Below are 21,600 nucleotides of genomic sequence, written 5' to 3' on the forward strand. Positions count from 1 at the left end.
CCTCCTTTACCCCTACAACAACAGCGGAAAGTTCAATCACACAATAGATATTTAACTTAAGGAAAACGCCTACAGGCTGCACTTGGGCGACCCGGCCAGCGTTCGACTTCAAGCATCACCACCACAAAACTAGCGAAGCAAAAAATGCCCGGGACTGGCAAAATCACCCTTTGCCTGCCAACACCGCGCCCCGCGCCAGGACTGCTCACATGCAACTGACCACCGCCCACCTGATCGCCAACCCGTGCGATGACGAAGAAGACAACCTGGCCATGCTGTGCTGCCACAGCGATCAGGGCGACATGTTCCTGATGACCCGCTACCCGGACGAAGACGAGCTGGAAATCACCCTCGATGGCGAGCCCTCGACCCTGGACGGCGTCAAAGTCACCCTCAGCCCTACCCGCCTGCTGATCGAAATCGCCGCGGCCGACGCCGATGCCCTGAACGGTGACGATCACCTGGAAATCCTCCACAGCACCGCCGCATCTGACCTGGCCGAGGTTGAAGAAACCCTGCAGAACATCCTCAAGGGCACCGGCACCTACTTGAGCGAGCTGTAACGGCCAGCTGATTTCTTGACAAGAAATCAGCGCACGGGCATTGTCTGACAACCTGACCTACGAGCCACACTCCTCATGCTTCAGCTACAGCGCCCCGACTCTCTGGTTGAACGAGTGGTCAATGCGATCCGCGAAGAAATCGAATCCGGTCGCCTGACCGCCGAATCGCGCCTGCCTACCGAACAGCAACTGACCGAACAACTGAATGTCAGTCGCTCGGTGGTGCGTGAGGCCGTGGCTCAGCTCAAGGCCGATGGCATCCTGATCAGTCGCCGCGGGCTGGGCTCGTACATTTCCCAGAACCCCAACGGCACAGTGTTCCGTTTTCCTAGCCAGAAAGGCCGCAAGCCCGACCTGGTGCAACTGTTCGAAATGCGCCTGTGGACCGAAACCCAGGCCGCCTCCATCGCGGCCCAGCGCCGCGACGACGCGGACCTGTTGCGCATGCGCAGCGCCTTGGAGGAAATGCACGATAAGCGCAGCGACTTTGCTGCAGCAGCCCTGGCCGACGTCGAGTTCCACCGGGCTATCGCCGATGCCAGCAAGAACGACTACTTCGTGGCCTTCCACGATTTCCTGCGTGGCCAACTGGCCGAAGCCCGACGCAGGGCGTGGGAAAACTCTGCAGCACACTCGGTAGGCGGCTCGGCCGATGCCGGACGCGAACACCAAGCCCTATACGAAGCCATCGCCGCTGGCGACCGCACCCAGGCGGCCGCCTGTGCCGAAGCGCACCTGCGCGCAGCGGCCAAGCGCCTGAAGATCGACCTGCCCAGCATCGACTGAATACCGGCAACACCGAGGACGCCACGACTGGCGTCTTTTTTACCGAATACTTTGTCTGACAACCTGATAAGCAGACTCTCTGCCAGCAATCCAAGGTGACACCTGCATGATTTATGACTATTGCATCATCGGCGGCGGCATCGTCGGCCTCGCCACCGCCATGGCGCTGCTCGAACGCCAGCCCGGCGCCTCGTTGCTGATCCTGGAAAAGGAAGCGGTGCTGGCGCAACACCAGACCGGGCACAACAGTGGCGTGATCCACGCCGGCATCTACTACGCCCCCGGCAGCCTCAAGGCCGACCTGTGCAAGCGTGGCGCCGAGGCGACCAAGGCGTTCTGCATCGAGCACCAGATCAAGTTCGACGTCTGCGGCAAGTTGTTGGTGGCCTCGACACCGCTGGAAGTCAGCCGCATGCATGCCCTGTATGAGCGCTCGAAACAGAACGGCCTGAAAGTCGAGCAACTGGATGCGGCCGAACTGCGCCGCCGCGAGCCAAACATCGTCGGCCTGGGCGGACTGTTTCTCGATGCCACCGGGATTGTCGACTACCGCCAGGTGTGCCAGGCCATGGCTCGGGTGATCGAGGCCGCGGGCGGTGAAATCCGTCTGCAGACCAGCGTTACCGCGATTAGCGAAAGCGCCGACAGCGTCACCGTCAGCAGCCTCGACCAGGTCTGGCAGGCCCGGCAACTGGTGGCGTGCGCCGGCTTGCAATCCGACCGCCTGGCGAAGTTGGCCGGGGTCAAGATTGACCATCAGATCATTCCGTTCCGTGGTGAGTACTACCGCCTGCCAGCGTCCAGAAATGAGATCGTCAACCACCTGATCTACCCGATTCCCGACCCGGAGCTGCCGTTCCTCGGCGTGCACCTGACGCGGATGATCGATGGCAGTGTCACGGTCGGCCCCAACGCCGTACTGGGCCTGGGCCGGGAGAACTATCGCAAGTTCTCGATCAACTGGCGCGACGTCGCCGAGTACGCGAGCTTTCCGGGCTTCTGGAAAACCATCTGGAACAACCTCGGCTCCGGCACCACGGAAATGAAGAACTCGTTGTTCAAGCGCGGCTACCTGGAACAGTGCCGCAAATACTGCCCGTCGCTGGAAGTCGACGACTTGCTGCCCTATGAGGCCGGGATCCGCGCCCAGGCGGTCATGCGCGACGGCACCCTGGTGCATGACTTCCTGTTCGCCGAGACGCCGCGCATGGTCCACGTGTGCAACGCCCCTTCGCCGGCCGCGACCTCGGCCATTCCCATCGGCCAGATGATCGCAGAGAAAATCCTCAAGAATCGCTGAACCCCGCTGCACGGGTGGCTTCACCCACTAAAAAATAACTACAAAGACCCACAAGGAAATCACCGATGTCGGTACATCAAGCGGCCCCGACCGCCCCGGAAACTCCGCTGCAAAAGCAAAAACGCCTGCGCAAGGTGGCTGCCGCGACAATCTTCGGCTCGATGCTGGAGTGGTACGACTTCTACCTGTACGCCACCATGGCGGCGATCGTCTTCTCGAAAATCTTCTTTGATCCGAGCAACCCCGCAGTCGCCTCGCTGCTGGCCTTCTCGACCTTTGCCATTGGCTTTATCGCCCGTCCGTTCGGCGGCATTCTGTTTGGCTACCTGGGCGACCGTTTCGGCCGCAAGCAAGTGCTGGTCATCACCTTCTGCATGATGGGCGTGTGCACCACCCTGATCGGGCTGATTCCCAGCTATGCCGCGATTGGCATCTGGGCGCCGATCATCCTGGTGCTGGTGCGGATCATCCAGGGCCTGGGCGCGGGTGCCGAACTGTCTGGCGCCGCGGTCACTTCCTACGAACACGCCAGCGAAGGCAAGCGCGGCAGCCAGGGCGCCTGGCCGGCCTTGGGCCTGAACCTGGGCTTGCTCCTGTCGTCGCTGACCGTCTACGTGCTGACCATGAATGGCAACGACTTCCTGCTGTCCGGCGGCTGGCGCATTCCGTTCATCTGCAGCATCGTCCTGGTGGGTGTAGGCCTGTGGGTGCGTCGCAGCATTCCGGAAACCCCGCAGTTCAAGGAACTCGACGCCACCGTTGCCAAGGAACAGGTTTCGCCGCTCAAGTTGCTGTTCAGAAATGACATGAAGGGCCTGGTGGTGGTGTTGTTCGTAGCGATTGGCTACAACGCACTGAGCTACATCTTCAAGACCTTTTCCCTGGCTTACCTGACCCAGTTCAAAGGTGTCGAAGCCCACGTCACCTCGTTGTCGGTGACCATTGCCAGCCTGGTGGCGATCGTTGCCGTGCCGTGCTTCGGCTGGCTCTGCGACAAGTGGAGCAGCAAAAAAGTGCTGATGCTCGGCGGTGTGCTCTCGGCGCTGTTCGCCTATCCGTTCCTGACCCTGCTCAACACTGGCGAGCCGCTGATGATTTACCTGGCCATTGCTATCGGCACCGGGATCCTCGCGCCCATGATGTTCGCGCCCCAGGGCTCGTTCCTCAGCCGGCAGTTCCCGACCCAGACTCGTTCTTCGGGGTTTGGCACCGGCCGTGAAATCGGTACCGCGATCGCCGGTGGCCTGGCGCCTTTGGGTGGGCTGGCGTTGGTGGCTAACTCGGCGACCCACTCTACCGATGGCGTGGCGGTGATTTTGCTGATTTCCGGGGTACTGGTGGTGGTGTTTGCGCTGTTTGACCAGGGGCGTAAGCATTCCAGCTTCAAGAACTGATTTCGGGTTGGGGTCGCGCGTATGGGGGCATATCCGTTTCTGCGGTGAGGCCTGATCAGGCCAGCTCCCATAGGCTTGGTGAGTGTATGCAACATCCTGAGCCCCCAACACCATTGTAGGAGCGAGCTTGCTCGCGATGGTCTCGAGAGCGCTGGGTTCATCCTGAATGCCTGCGTTATCGTTGACGACCATCGCGAGCAGGCCGCAGCGGGCGCCCGCTCCTACAGGGGGTGGAGTCGGTCACGCATTTTGTGTTGTGAGCACATCCATTGTAGGAGCGAGCCTGCTCGCGATGGTCTCGAGAGCGCCGGGTTCATCCTGGATGCCTGCGTTATCGTTAACGACCATCGCGAGCAAGCCGCAAGCGGGCGCCCGCTCCTACAGTGGTTGCGGGTGCCCACTGGAAAAACCAGGCCGCCGTGCTTTTGATCTTGATGCACAGCCCGAACGTCAGTGGCAAGAACGCTAGGTTACTTGCGCCCACCTACTTATTTGCAGATTTTTCCCCGGTGCCGTTAGTCGCCAGGGGCCCGGATAGATTAAAGTAGCAGCCCCCGCCCGGGCGCTCTTGATGCTGTGTACCCCGGGCCTCTTCCAGGAACACTCGACGATGGAACACCGTGAAGCGCTGCTGGCGCTGCGAACCTTTCTTTCCACGCAGATTCTCGGCCAGGAAAAACTCATCGAGCGTTTGCTCATCGCCTTGCTCGCCGACGGCCATATGCTGGTCGAGGGCGCACCGGGCCTGGCCAAGACCAAGGCCATCAAAGAGCTAGCCGAAGGGATCGAAGCCCAGTTCCATCGCATCCAGTTCACCCCCGACCTGTTGCCCGCCGACATCACTGGCACCGAAATCTATCGCCCGGAAACCGGCAGCTTCGTGTTCCAGCAAGGGCCGATCTTCCACAACCTGGTGCTGGCCGACGAGATCAATCGGGCTCCGGCCAAGGTCCAGTCGGCGCTGTTGGAGGCTATGGCTGAGCGCCAGGTCAGTGTCGGGCGCAGCACTTACGAACTGTCACCGCTGTTCCTGGTGATGGCCACGCAGAACCCGATCGAGCAGGAAGGCACCTATCCGCTGCCCGAAGCCCAGCTCGACCGCTTCCTGATGCACGTAAAAATCGGCTTCCCGGACGCCGCCGTCGAGCGGCGGATCCTGCAACAGGCACGCGGTGAAGCGCTCAATGGCGAAACCAAACCCGAACGCCGAGTCAGCCAGCAAGCGATTTTTGCCGCGCGCAAGGAAATCCTCGGCTTGTACATGGCCGACGCCGTGGAGGAGTACCTGGTCCAACTGGTGATGGCCACCCGCACACCGGGCAAGTTCGACCCGGAAATGGCCGAATGGATTGCCTACGGCGCCAGCCCGCGGGGCTCAATTGCCCTCGACCGCTGCGCCCGGGCCCACGCCTGGCTGGCCGGTCGCGACTTCGTCAGCCCCGAGGACATCCAGGCGGTACTGTTCGACGTGTTGCGCCACCGCATCATTTTGTCCTTCGAAGCCGAAGCCGCCGGTATCGACCAGGACCGCGTGGTCCAGCGGATTCTCGACGTCGTAGCCGTCGCTTGACCCCGATGAGCACCCCCGCAGCGCCCGAGCCGGGCATCCGTGTCAGCCTCTCGGAGCTGATCGAGATGCGCCATCGCGTGCGCGAAGTCCAGCTGTTTTCCACGCCAAGCCAGCGCAGCCCGCTGATCGGCCTGCACCACTCCAAGCTACGCGGGCGTGGCGTGGACTTCGACCAGGTGCGGGTCTACCAGGCTGGCGACGACGTGCGCACCATCGACTGGCGCGTCACCGCACGCACCCAGGAACCCCACACCAAGCTGTTTCACGAAGAACGCGAACGCCCGATCTTCATCATGGTCGAGCAAAGCCGCCGCTTGTTCTTCGGTTCCGGGCTGATGTTCAAGTCAGTCCTCGCCGCCCAGGCCGCGAGCCTGATCGGCTGGGCCGCGCTCGGCCACAACGACCGGGTGGGCGGACTGGTCTATGGCGACAACGAACACTACGAGATCAAGCCACGACGCAGCAAACAGAGCCTGCTGCAATTGCTCAACCGCCTGGTGCGAGTCAATCAGAGCCTGAGCACCGAAGGTGAACCGCCCAGCGACGACCTCGGCATGGCCCTGCGTCGCGCCCGGGAAGTGTTGCGCCCCGGCAGCCTGGTGATCGTGATCTGCGACGAGCGCGCCCTGACCGAGGGCGCCGAGCAACAGCTGAGCCTGCTGTCACGCCACTGCGACCTGTTGCTGCTGCCGCTGTCCGACCCCTTGGACCACGCCCTCCCCGCCGCCGGCCTGTTGCGCTTTGCCGAGCGCGGCGCGCAACTGGAGCTCGACACCCTGAACGTCGAACTGCGCCAGAGCTATCGCGCCCAGGCCGAAGCGCGGATCGCCCGCTGGGAGTTGCTGGCGCAAAAACTGCGGGTGCTGCTGATGCCCCTGAGCACCCAGAGCGAAATGGTCGAGCAACTGCGCGAATACCTCAACCCGCAACGCCCGGGGAAAAGCCAATGAGCAGCCTCGAGCAACTGCAGCCGCTGATGACTCCGCCGCCGATCCCGTTCTGGCCACCTGCCCCGGGCTGGTGGCTGCTGCTCCTGCTGTTGCCAGCGCTCGGCTTTGGCCTGTGGCAGTTGCGCCGGTTGCTGCCGGTCAAGCGCAACCTGGTGCGCGCCGACCAACCTCTGGACCCACTGCGGGTCGCGGCGCTGGCCGAGCTGGCGCAGATGCCCAAGCCCTACGACGGCGCACCGGCCGGGGCCTGGCTGCAACAACTCAACGGGTTGCTCAAGCGCCTGTGCCGCAACGACTATCCCTACAGCCAGAGCCACACCCTCAACGGCCGCAAATGGCTGGCGTTCCTCGATAACCGTTGCCCCGCTGCCGGCCTCACCCGCTGGATGATCCTGGTCGAAGGCGCCTACAAGCCGGAATGCAAACTCGATGACAAGGCCATCGCCGGCCTGACCCAGGCCATCGACACCTGGATCCGCAAACATGTTTGAGTTCGCCTGGCCGTGGATTTTCGCCTTGCTGCCGCTGCCGTGGCTGATGCGCGTGCTGCTGCCGGTGGCCGACAGCGGCGAGCCGGCGCTCAAGGTCAGCTTCCTCAGCGACCTTGAAGGCCTGGCGCGCCGTCGCGCCCGAGCCAACCTGCCGGCCTGGCGCCAGCAGGCACCGTTCATACTCCTGTGGTTGCTGCTGCTGGTAGCCGCTGCCCGCCCGCAATGGCTGGGTGAGCCGTTGCCAATCGCCGCCAGTGGCCGCGATTTGCTGGTGGCCGTCGATGTGTCCGGCTCGATGGACTTTCCCGACATGCAGTGGCAAGGCGAAGACGTCAGCCGCCTGGAATTGGTCCAACACCTGCTGGGCGACTTTCTCGAGCAGCGCGATGGTGACCGGGTCGGCCTGATCCTGTTCGGCAGCCAGGCCTACCTGCAGGCCCCGCTGACGTTCGACCGCCGCACCGTGCGGGTCTGGCTCGACGAGGCGCGGATCGGCATCGCCGGCAAGAACACCGCCATTGGCGACGCCATCGGCCTGGCCCTCAAGCGTCTGCGCCAGCGTCCGGCGCAAAGCCGGGTGCTGATCCTGGTCACCGACGGCGCCAACAATGGCGGCGAAATCGATCCCCTGACAGCCGCGCGCCTGGCAGCCGAAGAAGGCGTGAAGATCTACCCTATCGGCATCGGCGCCGACCCGGAACAAACCGGGACCCTGGGCCTGCTCGGCCTCAACCCGAGCCTGGACCTTGACGAGCCGGCGCTCAAGGCAATTGCCGAGGCCACCGGCGGGCGCTACTTCCGCGCCCGCGACGGTGCCGAACTGGAGGCGATCAAGCAGACCCTCGACGAACTGGAACCGGTGATCCAGCAACCCACCCAGGCCCGCCCCGCACAGGCGTTGTACAGCTGGCCATTGGCGGCGGCGTTGCTGATGAGCATGCTGCTGGCGATTCGCGAACGCTGGCCGCACAACCCACTGCAACGCCTGTTGAATTCATCGCACTTTCTGCAACAGCACCCGGACTGGCGCCAACGGCTCAAACGCCTGCGTCTGCGGAGGCGTCGATGATCGACCTCTGGCCCCATTGGTTCCGTCCCTGGTGGTTACTGCTGCTGCCGCTGCTGGGCTGGTTGCTGTGGCAACTCTGGCACCGGCAAAAACGTGCCGGGCGCTGGCAGATGATCCTGCCGCCGGCCTTTCACGCCGCGCTGCTCAAGGGTGGCAGTGGCCGTGAGAGCAAGACCCCGTGGATCGTCCTCGGCCTGGCGTGGCTGCTGGCCGTGCTGGCGCTGCTCGGTCCGAGCTGGGACCGGGTCGAACAGTCCGCGCAAAAACCTGCCGACCCGCTGGTGGTATTGCTCGAACTGACCCCGCAAATGCTCGCCACCGACGTCACGCCGACGCGCCTCGAGCAAGCGCGGCGCAAACTACTCGACCTGCTGCAGAGCCGCAGCGATGCGCAAACCGCAATCGTCGTGTATTCCGGCAGCGCCCACACCCTGGTGCCGCTGTCGGATGACCTGGCCACCAGCCGTAACCTGCTCGAAGCCCTCAAGCCCTCGATCATGCCGCAAGTCGGCCAGCGCGCCGACCTCGCCGTGGCCAAGGCACTGACCTTGCTGGAGCGTGGCGCCCTGGGCCAGGGACGAATCCTGTTGATCGGCTCGTCTCTAAGCGAACAGGAGCGCCAGGGTATTCGCCAGGCCCTGCGCGGGCAGGCCCCGCAGTGGTTGATGCTGGGCATCGGCACGCCCCAGGGTGCACCTGTCACCGCCGAGGATGGCAGCTTCCTCAAGGACGCCCAGGGCGCGATCCTGGTGCCACGCCTGGACAGCCCGAGTTTAAAAGCCTTTGCCAATGAGCTGGGCGGCCGCTATCGCCAGGCGCGGGTGGATGACAGTGACCTGCGCGGCCTGGGCCTGTTTGACGCACCCCACAGCCTGCGTGAAGACGGCCAGACCTTGCGCCTCGACACTTGGGCCGACCAGGGCTATTGGCTGTTACTGCCGCTGTTGCTGCTCGCCGCCTGCGCCGGGCGCAGGGGCTGGCTGTTGTGCCTGCCGCTGTTGTTCATGCTGCCGCAGCCAAGCCAGGCCTTCGAGTTCAACGACCTGTGGTTGCGCCCTGATCAACAGGGCCTGCACCTGCTCCGGCAGAAGCAGCCGCTGGCCGCCGCCGAGCATTTCCAGGACCCGCAATGGCAAGGGGTGGCGCTGTACGAGGCCGGCCAGTATGCCGCGGCCGCCGAACGTTTCGCCCAGGGCAGCGACGCCCGAGCCCACTACAATCGCGGCAACGCCCTGGCCAAGAGCGGTGAACTGGAGGCTGCGCTGGATGCCTACGAGCAAGCCCTGGAGCAACAACCGGAATTGCGCCCGGCACAAACCAACAAAGCCCTGGTCGAGGCGCTGATCAAGCAGCACGCCACGCCGCCTGCCACCGAGCCAGAACCAACCAGTGAGGAAACCCCGCCACCCGGTGCACAAACACCGCCGCCGGGGACTGCGACACCGCCTTCCAGCAGCGCAGAACAGCCCGCCGAGACCCCAAGCGAGCCAGCCGAACCCGTGGTGGAGAATCCAGCCGAGCCGCAACCCGACCCCGACCACCCACCCCAGCCGGGTGATAATGAAGTGCCGGGCAGTGAACTGGGCGACGAGCGAACCACCACCCCACCGCTGAGCAGCGCCGATAACGACTTCAATGGCGAACACCGCGAAGCGCTGGAACAATGGCTGCGTAAAATCCCCGATGAACCGGGAGAACTGCTCAGACGCAAGTTCTGGTACGAACAGCAACAACATCAAGATCAGGGAAAAACTCGATGAACCGCTGCACCGCACTCTCACTCGGCCTGCTGTTCTGCACCCTGCAAACCCAGGCGGCGGGCCTGGTCGCCAGCGTCGACCGCAACCAACTGAGTTCCGGGGAAACGGTGGAGCTGACCCTGGAATCCAACGATGTCACGCTTTTCGGCAAACCCGACCTGAGTGCCCTGGAGGCGCAGTTCGAAGTACGCGGCACCCGTCAGGTCAACCAATTGACCAGCCTCAACGGCGAAAATCACGCCACCACCCGCTGGATCATCACCCTGCTGCCCAAGCTCACCGGCAGCGTGGTAATTGCGCCGTTGCAACTGGGGGAATTCACCAGCGAACCGATTGAGCTGACCGTGGTGCAAAGCCAGACCCAGGACACCCCGAGCAAACTGGCACCGGTGTTCGTCGAGGCCAGCCTGGATCAGGACAGCGTCTACGTGCAGGCCCAGGCCATCCTGACCCTGCGCATCTACCACTCGGTGTCGCTGTACGACGACAGCAATATCACACCGCTGCAGATTCCCGATGCGCGCGTCGAACCGCTGGGCGAGTCGCGCACCTACGAAAAAGTCATCAATGACCTGCGCCATGGGGTGATTGAACAGCGCTATGCCATTTACCCGCAGCACAGCGGTGTCCTGAGCATCCCGCCGCAGATATTCAGCGCCACCCTGGTGGACGCCCAGCCGAGCCAGGACTCCGCGGCCCAGGGGCCGAAATCCGGCAAGTTGCTGCGCGTCAGCTCCGCCGAGACCACCCTGACCGTCAAGGTCAAGCCCGCCGAATATCCGCCGGATACCCCATGGCTACCGGCCCGAAGCCTGAGCCTGGGGGAACACTGGAACCCGGAACCGGACCGCAGCCAGGTCGGCGACTCGCTGACCCGCAGCCTGACGCTCAAGGCCGAAGGCTTGGCCAGTTCGCAACTGCCGCCCTTGCCGGCGACTGACGTCAGCGGCCTGCGCCGCTACCCCGACCAACCGCAACTGAGCAATCAGCAGAGCGACCGTGGCCTGATCGGTAGCCGCGAGGACCGCGAAGCCCTGGTCCCCACCCGCAGTGGCAACATCGAGTTGCCGGGCGTCGAGGTGGTGTGGTGGAACACCGACGAAGACCGCCTGGAACGCAGCAGCCTGCCGGCGCGAACCCTGCACATCCAGAACAACCCGAACTTGATGATCGACACCCCGGCCGGCAACGCGCCGGCCCAGCCCACCGCCGACAGCGAAGCGCTGTGGTACTGGAAGCTCGCCACGCTGATCCTATCCTGCACCACCCTGCTCGGCTTCGGCCTGTGGTGGCGCGCGCGCTGGCAACCGGCGATCCTGCGCGCCGCCCAGACCGGGCCGAGCCCACGCACCCTGCTCGATGACCTCAAGCGCGCCAGCCAGGCCAACGACCCCCAGGCCACCCGCCAGGCGCTGGACGCCTGGGCGCGCCAGCAACCGGAAACCCTGGCTGACATGGCGGCGCGCTTCGTACCGCTGTCCGACGCCCTCGACGGCCTCAACGGCGCGCTCTACAGCGAAACCGGACAACACTGGCAAGGCGAAGACCTGTGGCGCGCGATCCGCGCCATCCCCACCGCCGAACGGGTCCAGGACCCGGTGGGCGACAGTGGCTTGCCGCCGCTTTATCCTAAGTAATTTCGATACCCTGCAGGGGCAAGGCTTGAAGGTGATCACGTCCCAAAGAACGTTATCGCCAGCAAGCGTTGCTCCTACACAGTCCACCTCTTTCAGAATGAGCGGAGTTTGCCTTGCGTCTGTTTCACACCTCCGACTGGCACCTTGGGCAAAACCTGCATGGCCAGGAACGCGACTACGAACACGGTTGTTTCCTCGACTGGCTGCTGCGTCAACTGGGGCAGGATAAGCCCGACGTGCTGCTGATCGCTGGCGATATCTTCGACACGGTCAACCCACCGGTCAAAGCCCAGGAACGCCTGTACGACTTCATCGTCAGTGCCCACGAACAACAGCCCGCGCTGAGCATCGTGATGATCGCCGGCAACCACGATTCCGGCTCCCGGATCGAACTGCCCGCGCCGCTGATGCGCCGCCTGCGCACCCACGCCCTGGGCCGAGTGCTGTGGCTCGATGACGGGCAACTGGATGCCGAACGGTTGCTGATCCCGCTGCCCGACGCCTCGGGCGAGATCGCCGGCTGGTGCCTGGCACTGCCATTTCTGCGCCCGGCCGAAGTCACCGGCGCCCACCTGGGCGACAACTACCTGCGCGGCATCGGCCAGGTGCATGAGTGGCTGATCGCCGCCGCCAACGCCAAGCGCCAGCCGGGCCAGGCGCTGATCGCCATCAGTCATGCGCACATGGCCGGCGGCTCGGTGTCCGAGGACTCCGAACGCAGCCTGATCATCGGCAACGCCGAAGCCCTGCCCGCCAGCCTGTTTGGCCCGAGCATCAGCTACGTCGCCCTCGGCCACCTGCACAAGCCGCAGAAGGTCAACGGCGAGGAGCGCATTCGCTACTGCGGTTCGCCCATCCCCTTGTCCTTTTCCGAAATTGGCTACCAGCACCAGATCCTCGACGTGCGTCTTGACGGCTCGACCCTGGTCAGCGTCGAGCCGCGCCTGATTCCGCGGGCAGTCAACCTGCAACGCATGGGCCCGGCACCGTTGGCCGAGATCCTCGGCCAACTGGCAGCACTGCCCGACATCGACCTGCTGGCCGATGTCCAGCGCCAGCCCTGGCTGGAGGTACGGGTGCGCCTTGACGAGCCGCAACCGGACCTGCGTCAACAGGTAGAAAACGCCTTGCAAGGCAAAGCCGTGCGCCTGGTGCGGATCGCCGCCGAATACGCCGGCAGCAGCGCGGGGGGTGGCAGCGATGAGGGCGACACCTTGATCGAACTGGACCAACTGACGCCCCAGGAGCTGTTCAGTCGCGCCTGGCTGGATAATTACGGCAGCGCCGTCGACGAACAGACCCTCAGCGATTTTGCGCAACTGCTGCAAGACGTTCAGCAGGAGAGCGAACAGCCATGAAGATCCTCGCCATCCGCCTGAAGAACCTGGCCTCGCTGGCCGGGCCGTTCGAGATCGACTTCAGCGCCGAACCGCTGGCCAGTGCCGGCCTGTTTGCGATCACCGGCCCCACCGGCGCCGGCAAAAGTACCCTGCTCGACGCCTTGTGCCTGGCCCTGTTTGGCGCGGTACCGCGACTCAACAACACTGGGCGTGACGCCAAGGTCCCGGACGCCGACGGCGAAATCGCCACCGGCGATCCACGCACCCTGCTGCGCCGCGGCACTGGCGACGGCTACGCCGAGGTCGACTTCCTCGGCATTGATGGCCGGCGCTACCGCGCGCGCTGGGAAGCCAACCGCGCCCGGGAAAAAGCCAACGGCAAACTGCAGGCCAGCCGCCAGAGCCTGCGCGACCTGGACACCGATCAATTACTGGCCAGCCAGAAAGGTGAATACAAGACCCAGCTCGAAGCGGTACTGGGCCTGAACTTCGAACAGTTCACCCGGGCGGTGATGCTCGCCCAGAGCGAATTCAGCGCCTTCCTCAAGGCCGACGACAACGACCGTAGCGAACTGCTGGAAAAACTCACCGACACCGCGCTCTACACCCGTCTGGGCAAACGCGCCTTCGACAAGAGCAAGGAAACCCGCGAGCTGCACAAACAGCTGCAGGACCAGGCCAGCGGCGTCACCCCCCTGGAGCCCGAGGCCCGCGCCGAACTCGACCAGCGTTTCAGCCAGGCCCAGCAGCAGTTGAAGACCCAACAGGCGCAGCTCAAGCAGTTGGAACTGCAGCACACCTGGCTCAAGGAACTGCAACAGATCCAGGACCAGCAACTGGCGGGCGCCGAGCAACTGCAACAAGCCCAGCACGCCTGGGATGCCCTGGCGGACGCACGGCTGAACCTCAAGCGCCTGGAGCACCTGGCCCCGCAACGCCACCAGTTTGCCCGCCAGGCCGAGCTAGATGCGCAGTTGAGCCCCTTGGCCGCATCGATCCAGCACCACAGCGCCCAACAGGCCGAACAACTGGTCCGTCAGGCACAGCTGGAACTGAGCCTGGAGTCGGCCAAGGCGGCACTGATTCAGGCGCAACAGCAGCACACCAACAATGTTCCGCTGCTGCGTCAGGCGTTCGAAGAGCAAGGCAACCTGGCGCGACTGACCCAGGCCATCAGCGCTTCGGCGGAGCTCAAGCAGACCGCCGAACAGGCAAGCCTGCAAGGCCAGCAAGCCATCACCCAGATGCTCGAACAACAACAGCGCGTGGCCGAGCGCCTGGTCAGCATCGCCAGCCAGTTGGAGCAAAGCCTGCAGTGGGCGCCGGTCAGCGATGCCTGGAACCTGCACCGCGAGCGCTTGCAGCAACTGATGCTGGTGGGCAATCGCCTGAAACAAGGCGAGGCGGAACTGCAGGGGCTGCAACATCAGGCGAGCACCAGCGCCAGCCGCCTGGAGGAGCAGCGTCAGCTGCTGCAGGTGCTGTACAGCGAAGCCGACGTCGAACCTCAGGCAGTCGCCGAGCAGATCCAGATTCTCGGCAGCCTGCTGCAAGACAACCGCAAGCAACTGCGGGCGGTGGAAGAGCTGACGCGGCTGTGGGCCAACCAACAGGAGCTGGACAATCGCGGGCAAGCCCTGCAACAGCGCCTACACAGTGCCCAGGGCGAACGCGAACGCCTGACCCGCGAAGGCGTTCAAGCCAAGGCCGAGCTGACCGTGGCCGAGCAGACACTGACCGTCACCCAAGCGCTGCTGGAGCGCCAACGCCTGGCCCGCAGCGCCAGTGTCGAGGAGTTACGCGGGCAGTTGCAGGACGATCAGCCATGCCCGGTCTGCGGCAGTGTCGAGCACCCCTATCACCAGCCCGAGGCTTTGCTGCAAAGCCTGGGCCGACACGATGAAAACGAACAGGCCAGCGCCCAGAAAGCCGTCGACCTGCTCAAGGAAACCCTCGCCGAACTGCGCGCCGAAGTCGGCGGCGTGATCGCCCAGCAAAAAGAGCTGCTGCAACAGCAGGAAAACCTGCTCACCCAGCAGCAGAGCCTGGCCCCGAGCCTGGAAGCCCATCCGCTGGCAGCCCAGTTGCTGGCGCAGGATCCTGGCCGCCGCGAAGCCTGGCTGGCCCAGCAAAACACTCAGTTGAACCAGAACCTCAGCCAGGACGAACAGCGCCAGGGCGCCCTGCTCACCCTGCAACAGGACGCCGCGCGCCTGGCGCAGCAACTGCAGGCCGCCGAGCAGGCCAGCCAGCAGGCGGCGCAACAGCTGACCTTGCAACAGCGCGAACTGGGCAACGACCGCCTACGCCTGGACGAAGAGCTTGCCGCTTTCGCCAACCTGCTCCCGAGCGCCATCCTTGAAGGCCTGCGCCATGAACCTGCAGCGACCTTCCTCCAGCTCGACCAACAGGTGGCCCAGCGCCTGGAGCAACTGGCGCGCCAGCGTGAAGAACTGGACGAGCAGCAGCAACGCCAGCCAAGCCTGGAAATGGAACAAGACCGCCAACTGACCCGGCTGCAACAGACCGAGGCCGCGCAACAGCAGCACGCCCTGCTCAGCGCACAGCTGCACGGCGCCCAACAGCAACTCAGTGCGCTGCTGGGTGAACAGCCGAGTGCCGAAGCCTGGCAAACACAACTGGAGCAGGCGCTCGAACTGTCGCGCGAGGCACAAGCCACGGCCAGCCAGCAACTGCAGGAAGTGCATAGCCAGCTCATTCAGCTGGCAGCCGAACTCAAGGCCCAGCAACAGCGCCAGCAGGCGCTGGACAGCGAACGCCAAGCACTGCAGAGCAACGTCGCCGAATGGCGTGCCCTGCACCCCGAACTCGACGACGCAGGCCTTGCGCAGTTGCTGGGTTACAGCGACGAACAGGTCAGCCAGTTGCGCCAACAGTTGCAACGCAGCGAAACCGCGATCGAGCAAGCCAAGGTCTTGCTGCAGGAACGCGAGCAGCGCCTGCACGAACATCAGGCCCAGCACAACGCTTACCTGGACGGCGAACAACTGGCCGCGGCCCTGGGCGATCTGCAAGCACAGGCCGCCATCAGCGAACAACAATGCGCCGAGTTGCGCGCACAACAGGCCGAGGATCAACGACGCCAGGATGCCAACCAGGCGCTGGCGCAACGCATCAGCCAGGCGTATCTGGAGTGGCAGCGCTGGGCCCGGCTCAATGCCTTGATCGGCTCGGCCACCGGCGACACTTTCCGCAAGATCGCCCAGGCCTACAACCTCGACCTGCTGGTGCATCACGCCAACGTGCAATTACGCCAACTGGTGCGGCGCTACCGGCTCAAGCGCGGCGGCAGCATGCTCGGCCTGCTGGTGATGGACACCGAGATGGGCGACGAACTGCGTTCGGTGCATTCATTGTCCGGCGGGGAAACCTTCCTGGTCTCGCTGGCGCTAGCCCTGGGCCTGGCCTCGATGGCTTCGAGCACCTTGAAAATCGAGTCGCTGTTCATCGACGAAGGTTTTGGCAGTCTCGATCCGGAGTCGCTGCAACTGGCGATGGACGCCCTCGACGGCCTGCAGGCCCAGGGACGCAAGGTGGGGGTGATTTCCCACGTGCAGGAAATGCACGAGCGGATTCCGGTGCAGATTCAGGTGCGTCGCCAAGGCAACGGACTGAGCACCCTGGAGGTGAAATGAACCGGCTGTATTCCTTCCGCCGCTGCCCCTACGCCATGCGGGCACGCATGGCGCTGCGCTATAGCGCGGTGCCATTGGCCATCGTCGAAGTCAGCCTCAAGGCCAAGCCGCCGGAGATGCTCGCGCTTTCAAGCAAGGGCACGGTGCCGGTACTGAGTACCGATGGCCGAGTGATCGACGAAAGCCTGCAGATCATGGCCTGGGCGCTGGAGCAGAACGATCCCGAGGACTGGTTGCTCAAGGACAACCCTGTCGCTCAATCACTGACGGCGGCGCTGATCGAAGAAAACGACCAGGTGTTCAAGGTCAGCCTCAATCGCTACAAGTACGCCGAGCGCTACCCGGAGCATTCCAGGGAGCACTACCGCGCCGAGGGCGAAGTGTTCCTGCGCAAGCTCGATGGCTTGCTGCAACAGCAGCGCTATCTAGTGGCCGATCACCCAAGCCTGGCCGACATTGCCCTGATGCCCTTTATCCGCCAGTTCGCCCACGTCGACCGCGACGGCTTCGCGCAACTGCCGTATCGGCAGTTGCAAGCGTGGCTTGAAGGGTTGATCGAGTCAGCGTTGTTCACGGCGATCATGGCCAAGCAACCCGAGCATCACTGATACCACTGAATCAGGCACCATTGATGTTGGCTATGCCGGCTTCATCGCGGGCAAGCCCGCTCCCACAGTGATTTTGCAAACCCGTGGGAGCGACCCGCTCGCGATGGCGGCGGAACAGGCACCATTGATGGTGTCACACTTGGTGCCTGGCAGATCAATGCTGGACTTTGTGATCCAGCGCCGCATAGAAATTGGCGCTCTGTTGCAGGTATTTCTGGGTGTAGGTCTGGGTGCCGGTTCTTTTGTCGTTGATCTCGACGCTGGCATTGGCTGGCAGCACGACGCTGGCTGAGATGGCGGACGCGGCGATGACGGAGAAGAGATTGAAGTTCATGGCGGTAACCCTCGTGTGCAGTTGGCTTGCTTGCCTGTGTAGGCCGTGAAGCAAACTTACGCCCGAGGGTTGGCGCGCTTGAAATCTTTTGTATCAGTAGCCGATATCACTGCGATTAATACAACGGTGCAAGCCCCGTCAGGCGGGGCCTCACGCTTACGGGCGGGACAGGAACTTGAGATCGCTGGGCGCATCGAACGCCAGCTTCTGCACGGTTTTACCCAGCAGGCCGCTGTGTCCATCACGCTCGATGACGACGATCTGGTTACTTTTCTGGTTGGCCACCAACACAAACCGGCCACTCGGATCGAGGCTGAACTCGCGGGGATGATCGCCTTCCACCGAACGCCGTTGCAGCTCCTTGAGCTCACCCGTGCTCGGGTCGATGGCAAACACCAGCAGCTCGTTGGCCGTACCGCGGTTGCTGACGTAGAGGAACTTGCCATCGGCAGAGGCATGCAACGCGGCTGCGGCTTTTTTCGCCGCTGGCTGCCCGGCTGCCAGGTCCACCAGTTGGCGCTGGGTCAGCGTGCCATCCTGGTAGTCGAACACCGCGACTTGCGCGCTCATCTCCATGCTCAGGTAGGCATGCTTGCCATCGGCGGCGAACAGCAGGTGCCGTGGCCCGCTGCCTGGTGGCAACTGCACCGAGGCCGGCGTGGCGGCCGTCAGCGGGTGCTCCGGATTAGCCTTGGGGTCGTAGCGATAGACAAACACCTGGTCGGCCCCCAGGTCATTGGAAAACACGAACCGACCGTCCGGTGACGACACCGTCGAATGCACGTGGGCCGACATCTGGCGCTCGGGGTTGACCCGGCTCGCCGGATGGCTGCTCAGTTGCACGGGTGGCGACAACCGGCCCTCGCGGCTGACCGGCAAGACCGCCAGGCTGCCACCCGGGTCGGCCGCTACCGAGTAGTTGCTGACGAACAGGTACTGGCCATCGGCGCTGAGGCTCGAATGAGTCGGCTCGTTGCCCAGGCTCTGTACCTGGTTGATCAAGCTCAGTTGGCGGGTCTTCGGGTCGATCGCCAGGCTGCTGACGCGTCCGACCACGTCAGCTTGTCCGGGGCCATTCTCGTTGACCACGAACAGTTGCCGCTGATCGCGGGACAAGGTCAGCCACGAAGGGTTGGCGCTCTGGAACACTTGCAACGGCGTGGCGTCGAGCTGGCCGCTGCGGCTGTCGAACTGCAGGCGATAGATGCCCTGGCTCTGGCCTTGGGTGTAGCTGCCGATCAACAGTTCATGGGGCTCGACGGGAGCGGCCTGCACCCCCATCGCGGCGAAGCTGCTGGCCACCAGGAGCGGCCAGAGGTTACGCATCGCCATGGTCTTCGCCTTCATCATTGCTGCCACTGAACGCGCTCATGCACACCAGGCGGTGCTCACCGGCATCGCCGCTCAGGGTCCAGCTCTGCAGGTCGGCGTCGAACACGGCCGCCTGCACCTGGGCCAGGCTGAACACCCAATGCTTGGCCGCGCGGCCATCCATGCACTCGATGTGCAACTGATCCTCCTCGTCCAACGAGAAGTCGAAGGCGTGCAGGCCATCGATTTCCAGCATGTCGCAGGTTTCGAGAATGGTGAGCAAGGTATCGGTTGCAGCAGTCATGGCGATCAATCATCAAGTTGAAAGGCGCAATGATAGCGGCCGTGAGCCCGACAGCGCAGCGAACCGGCAAAAAAAAACCGCAACCCTGGGGCTGCGGTTCTTTCACTTCAGGTCAGGATCAGTGGGCAAACAGCGAATTACCCTTCTGCCCTGCCAGTTTCTCCGGCTTGATCAGGAACCGCGCCAGGGCTGGCAACAGCCACAGGGCGCCGAACATGTTCCACAGCAGCATGAAGGTCAGCATCAGGCCCATGTCGGCCTGGAACTTGATCGCCGAGAAGATCCAGGTGCACACGCCGATGGCCAGGCACAGGCCGGTGAACAGCACCGCCTTGCCGGTGGATTTCAGCGTCTGGTAGTAAGCCTCCTGCAATGGCAGGCCGGCACGCAGGAAGCTTTCCAGGCGGCTGTAGATGTAGATGCCGTAGTCCACGCCAATCCCCACCCCGAGCGCCACCACCGGCAAGGTTGCAACCTTCACGCCGATGCCCATGAAGGCCATCAGGGCGTTGCCCAGCACCGAGGTCAGGACCAGCGGCAGAACGATGCACAAGGTCGCCGCCCAGGAGCGGAAGGTGATCATGCACATGGTGGCTACACAGATGTAGACCAGGATCAGGATGGTCAGCTCCGACTCCTTGATCACCTCGTTGGTGGCCGCCTCGATCCCGGCGTTACCGGCGGCAAGGATGAACTCCAGGCCGTCCTTGTTGTTTTCCTTGGCAAACTCCTGCACCGCATGCACCGCGCGGTCGAGGGTTTCGGCCTTGTGGTCGTTGAGGAACACCAGCACCGGCGCCAGGGAGCAACTGTTGTTGTACAGGCCGTCGGCGCGGGCGATGGAGTTGTTCAGCACGTCAGGGTTACGCGACAGGGTTTCCCATTTCAGGTTGCCCTCGTTCATGCCCTTGATCATCTGCTTGGACACGGTCACCAGGGAAATCGCCGACTGCACGCCCTCGGTGTTCTGCATTTTCCACATCAGCTCATCGATCGGCGCCATGGCCTCGTAGCGCGAGCAGCCTTCGGACTTGGTCTTGACCATCACCACCAGTACGTCGGAGCTGGTGGAATAGTTGTTGATGATGAAGTTGTTGTCCTTGTTGTAGCGCGAGTCCGGACGCAGCTCCGGTGCGCCCTGGTCGAGGTCACCGATTTTCAGGTTCTTGCTGTACCACAGGCCGCCACCGAAGGCGATCAGGGCGATCAGGATCGACACCGGCGCGACTTTGGAGCTGGCGAAGTTCGACAGCAGGCGCCAGAACGGGTGTTCGCGGGTCGCGTCCTTCTTGCTTTTGGCGATGGCACGCTTGCTGATGCCGACGTAGGAAATCGCCACCGGCAACAGGATCAGGTTGGTGAATACGATCACCGCCACGCCGATGGAGGCGCCGATGGCCAGCTCGCGAATCACCCCGATGTCAATGATCAGCAAGGTAATGAAGCCCACCGCGTCCGCCAGGATCGCGATCATGCCCGGCAGGAACAGCTGGCGGAAGGTACGCCGGGCTGCGGTCAGCGCGTTGTCGGCCTCGCTGGATTGCAGGGCGATACCGTTGATTTTCTGCACGCCGTGGGAAATACCGATGGCGAAGATCAGGAACGGCACCAGCATCGAGTACGGGTCCAGGCCGAAGCCGAACGCATGCATCAAGCCCAGTTGCCAGATCACCGCCACCAGGGTGGTACTCAGTACGGCGATGGTGCTGCGCACGCAGTTGGTGAACCACAACAGCAGGACCAGGGTGATGACAAAGGCCACGCCGAAGAACAGCACCACCATGATCAGGCCATCGATCAGGTCACCGACCTTCTTGGCAAAACCGACGATGTGGATCTTGATGTTGGGGTTCTGTTGCTCGAACTTGTTGCGGATCTTGTCTTCAAGTTCATGGGAGAACTTCTGGTAGTCCAGCGCCAGCAGCTTGCCCTGGTCTTGCGGGTCCGGGTAGGACTCCAGCAGCGGAATGTCGACGATGCTCGACTTGAAGTCGTTGGACACCAGGCGCCCGACCTGGCCGGACTTGAGCACGTTGTTGCGCAGCAGTTCGAGGCTGTCGGCCGAGCCGTTGTAGCTCTGCGGGATCACTTCACCGCCGGCAAAGCCCTCCTCGGTCACTTCGGTCCAGCGTACGCTGGGGCTCCACAGCGACTTCAGGCCCGAGCGATCGACGCCGGAGATGTAGAACACCTCGTCATTGATCTGGCGCAGGGTCTCCATGTACTCCTTGGAGAAGATGTCACCGTTGGTGGCCTCCACCGAAATCCGCACGGTGTTGCCCAGGTTCGCCAGATCGTTGCGATGCTCCATCATTTTTTCAATGAACGGATGCTGTAGCGGGATCATTTTTTCGAAGCTGGTCGAAGGCCGGATCAGCGTCGCCTGCCAGAACAGGAAAATGCTCACCAGCAGGCAGATCACGATGACTGCCGGGCGGTTGTTGAAAATCAGGCGCTCGAGAAACGTCGCCTTGTCTTGATGATGACTGCTCATGGATGTCATTTCTCCGCCTTCTTATTATTTGCC

17 protein-coding genes are annotated in these 21,600 nt (G+C 63.4%); 13 read left to right on the forward strand and 4 right to left on the reverse strand.

The window, feature by feature from the left end:
- Positions 1-209 precede the first annotated feature (209 nt).
- From CKW24_RS14100 to CKW24_RS14160, 13 genes are all read left to right on the forward strand, one after another.
- On the forward strand, positions 210-563 hold the full coding sequence (locus CKW24_RS14100; RefSeq protein ID WP_095168797.1) for a hypothetical protein: 354 nt from the start codon (positions 210-212) through the stop codon (positions 561-563).
- 75 nt (positions 564-638) lie between these two features.
- Complete coding sequence (locus tag CKW24_RS14105; RefSeq protein ID WP_095168798.1) at positions 639-1,349, forward strand: FadR/GntR family transcriptional regulator; 711 nt, start codon at positions 639-641, stop codon at positions 1,347-1,349.
- Between the two features lie 106 nt (positions 1,350-1,455).
- Positions 1,456-2,649 carry an L-2-hydroxyglutarate oxidase gene (lhgO, locus tag CKW24_RS14110; RefSeq protein WP_095168799.1) on the forward strand — a complete coding sequence of 398 codons (1,194 nt, stop codon included), beginning with the start codon at positions 1,456-1,458 and terminating at the stop codon, positions 2,647-2,649.
- A 65-nt stretch (positions 2,650-2,714) separates the two neighbouring features.
- On the forward strand, positions 2,715-4,043 hold the full coding sequence (locus tag CKW24_RS14115; protein ID WP_095168800.1) for an MFS transporter: 1,329 nt from the start codon (positions 2,715-2,717) through the stop codon (positions 4,041-4,043).
- A 610-nt stretch (positions 4,044-4,653) separates the two neighbouring features.
- The gene (locus tag CKW24_RS14120; protein WP_020800601.1) at positions 4,654-5,613 is read left to right on the forward strand and encodes a MoxR family ATPase; all 960 of its coding nucleotides are present in this window, start codon (positions 4,654-4,656) and stop codon (positions 5,611-5,613) included.
- 5 nt (positions 5,614-5,618) lie between these two features.
- Positions 5,619-6,563, forward strand: coding sequence for a DUF58 domain-containing protein (locus CKW24_RS14125; protein WP_095168801.1), 945 nt, complete (start codon positions 5,619-5,621; stop codon positions 6,561-6,563).
- Entirely contained in the window at positions 6,560-7,054 is a 495-nt protein-coding gene (locus CKW24_RS14130) for a DUF4381 domain-containing protein (protein WP_095168802.1), read from the forward strand. The genes CKW24_RS14125 and CKW24_RS14130 overlap by 4 nt, the downstream gene beginning before the upstream one ends.
- The gene (locus tag CKW24_RS14135) at positions 7,047-8,123 is read left to right on the forward strand and encodes a VWA domain-containing protein (protein ID WP_095168803.1); all 1,077 of its coding nucleotides are present in this window, start codon (positions 7,047-7,049) and stop codon (positions 8,121-8,123) included. The genes CKW24_RS14130 and CKW24_RS14135 overlap by 8 nt, the downstream gene beginning before the upstream one ends.
- Positions 8,120-9,883, forward strand: coding sequence for a VWA domain-containing protein (locus CKW24_RS14140; protein ID WP_095168804.1), 1,764 nt, complete (start codon positions 8,120-8,122; stop codon positions 9,881-9,883). The genes CKW24_RS14135 and CKW24_RS14140 overlap by 4 nt, the downstream gene beginning before the upstream one ends.
- The gene (locus tag CKW24_RS14145) at positions 9,880-11,520 is read left to right on the forward strand and encodes a BatD family protein (RefSeq protein WP_095168805.1); all 1,641 of its coding nucleotides are present in this window, start codon (positions 9,880-9,882) and stop codon (positions 11,518-11,520) included. The genes CKW24_RS14140 and CKW24_RS14145 overlap by 4 nt, the downstream gene beginning before the upstream one ends.
- A 113-nt stretch (positions 11,521-11,633) precedes the next feature.
- Positions 11,634-12,878, forward strand: a complete 1,245-nt coding sequence (locus CKW24_RS14150) for an exonuclease SbcCD subunit D C-terminal domain-containing protein (RefSeq protein WP_095168806.1) — start codon at positions 11,634-11,636, stop codon at positions 12,876-12,878.
- Positions 12,875-16,516 (forward strand): AAA family ATPase, encoded by a 3,642-nt coding sequence (locus CKW24_RS14155; RefSeq protein WP_095168807.1) that lies wholly within the window; start codon positions 12,875-12,877, stop codon positions 16,514-16,516. The genes CKW24_RS14150 and CKW24_RS14155 overlap by 4 nt, the downstream gene beginning before the upstream one ends.
- Positions 16,513-17,124, forward strand: coding sequence for a glutathione S-transferase (locus CKW24_RS14160; protein WP_095168808.1), 612 nt, complete (start codon positions 16,513-16,515; stop codon positions 17,122-17,124). Before CKW24_RS14155 ends, CKW24_RS14160 begins: the two co-directional genes overlap by 4 nt.
- 154 nt (positions 17,125-17,278) lie before the next feature.
- Here CKW24_RS14160 and CKW24_RS14165 read toward each other — a convergent pair whose 3' ends face one another.
- From CKW24_RS14165 to CKW24_RS14180, 4 genes are all read right to left on the reverse strand, one after another.
- Positions 17,279-17,458 carry a hypothetical protein gene (locus CKW24_RS14165; protein ID WP_095168809.1) on the reverse strand — a complete coding sequence of 60 codons (180 nt, stop codon included), beginning with the start codon at positions 17,456-17,458 and terminating at the stop codon, positions 17,279-17,281.
- A gap of 156 nt (positions 17,459-17,614) precedes the next feature.
- Positions 17,615-18,790, reverse strand: coding sequence for a lactonase family protein (locus CKW24_RS14170; protein ID WP_177440649.1), 1,176 nt, complete (start codon positions 18,788-18,790; stop codon positions 17,615-17,617).
- Positions 18,777-19,073, reverse strand: coding sequence for a DUF5629 family protein (locus CKW24_RS14175; protein ID WP_095168810.1), 297 nt, complete (start codon positions 19,071-19,073; stop codon positions 18,777-18,779). The genes CKW24_RS14170 and CKW24_RS14175 overlap by 14 nt, the downstream gene beginning before the upstream one ends.
- 118 nt (positions 19,074-19,191) lie before the next feature.
- Positions 19,192-21,567: an RND family transporter gene (locus tag CKW24_RS14180; protein WP_371917593.1), complete on the reverse strand. Its 2,376-nt coding sequence runs from the start codon at positions 21,565-21,567 to the stop codon at positions 19,192-19,194.
- Between the last annotated feature and the right edge of the window lie 33 nt (positions 21,568-21,600).

This window comes from Pseudomonas sp. Irchel 3H3, assembly GCF_900187635.1.
GTDB lineage: Bacteria > Pseudomonadota > Gammaproteobacteria > Pseudomonadales > Pseudomonadaceae > Aquipseudomonas.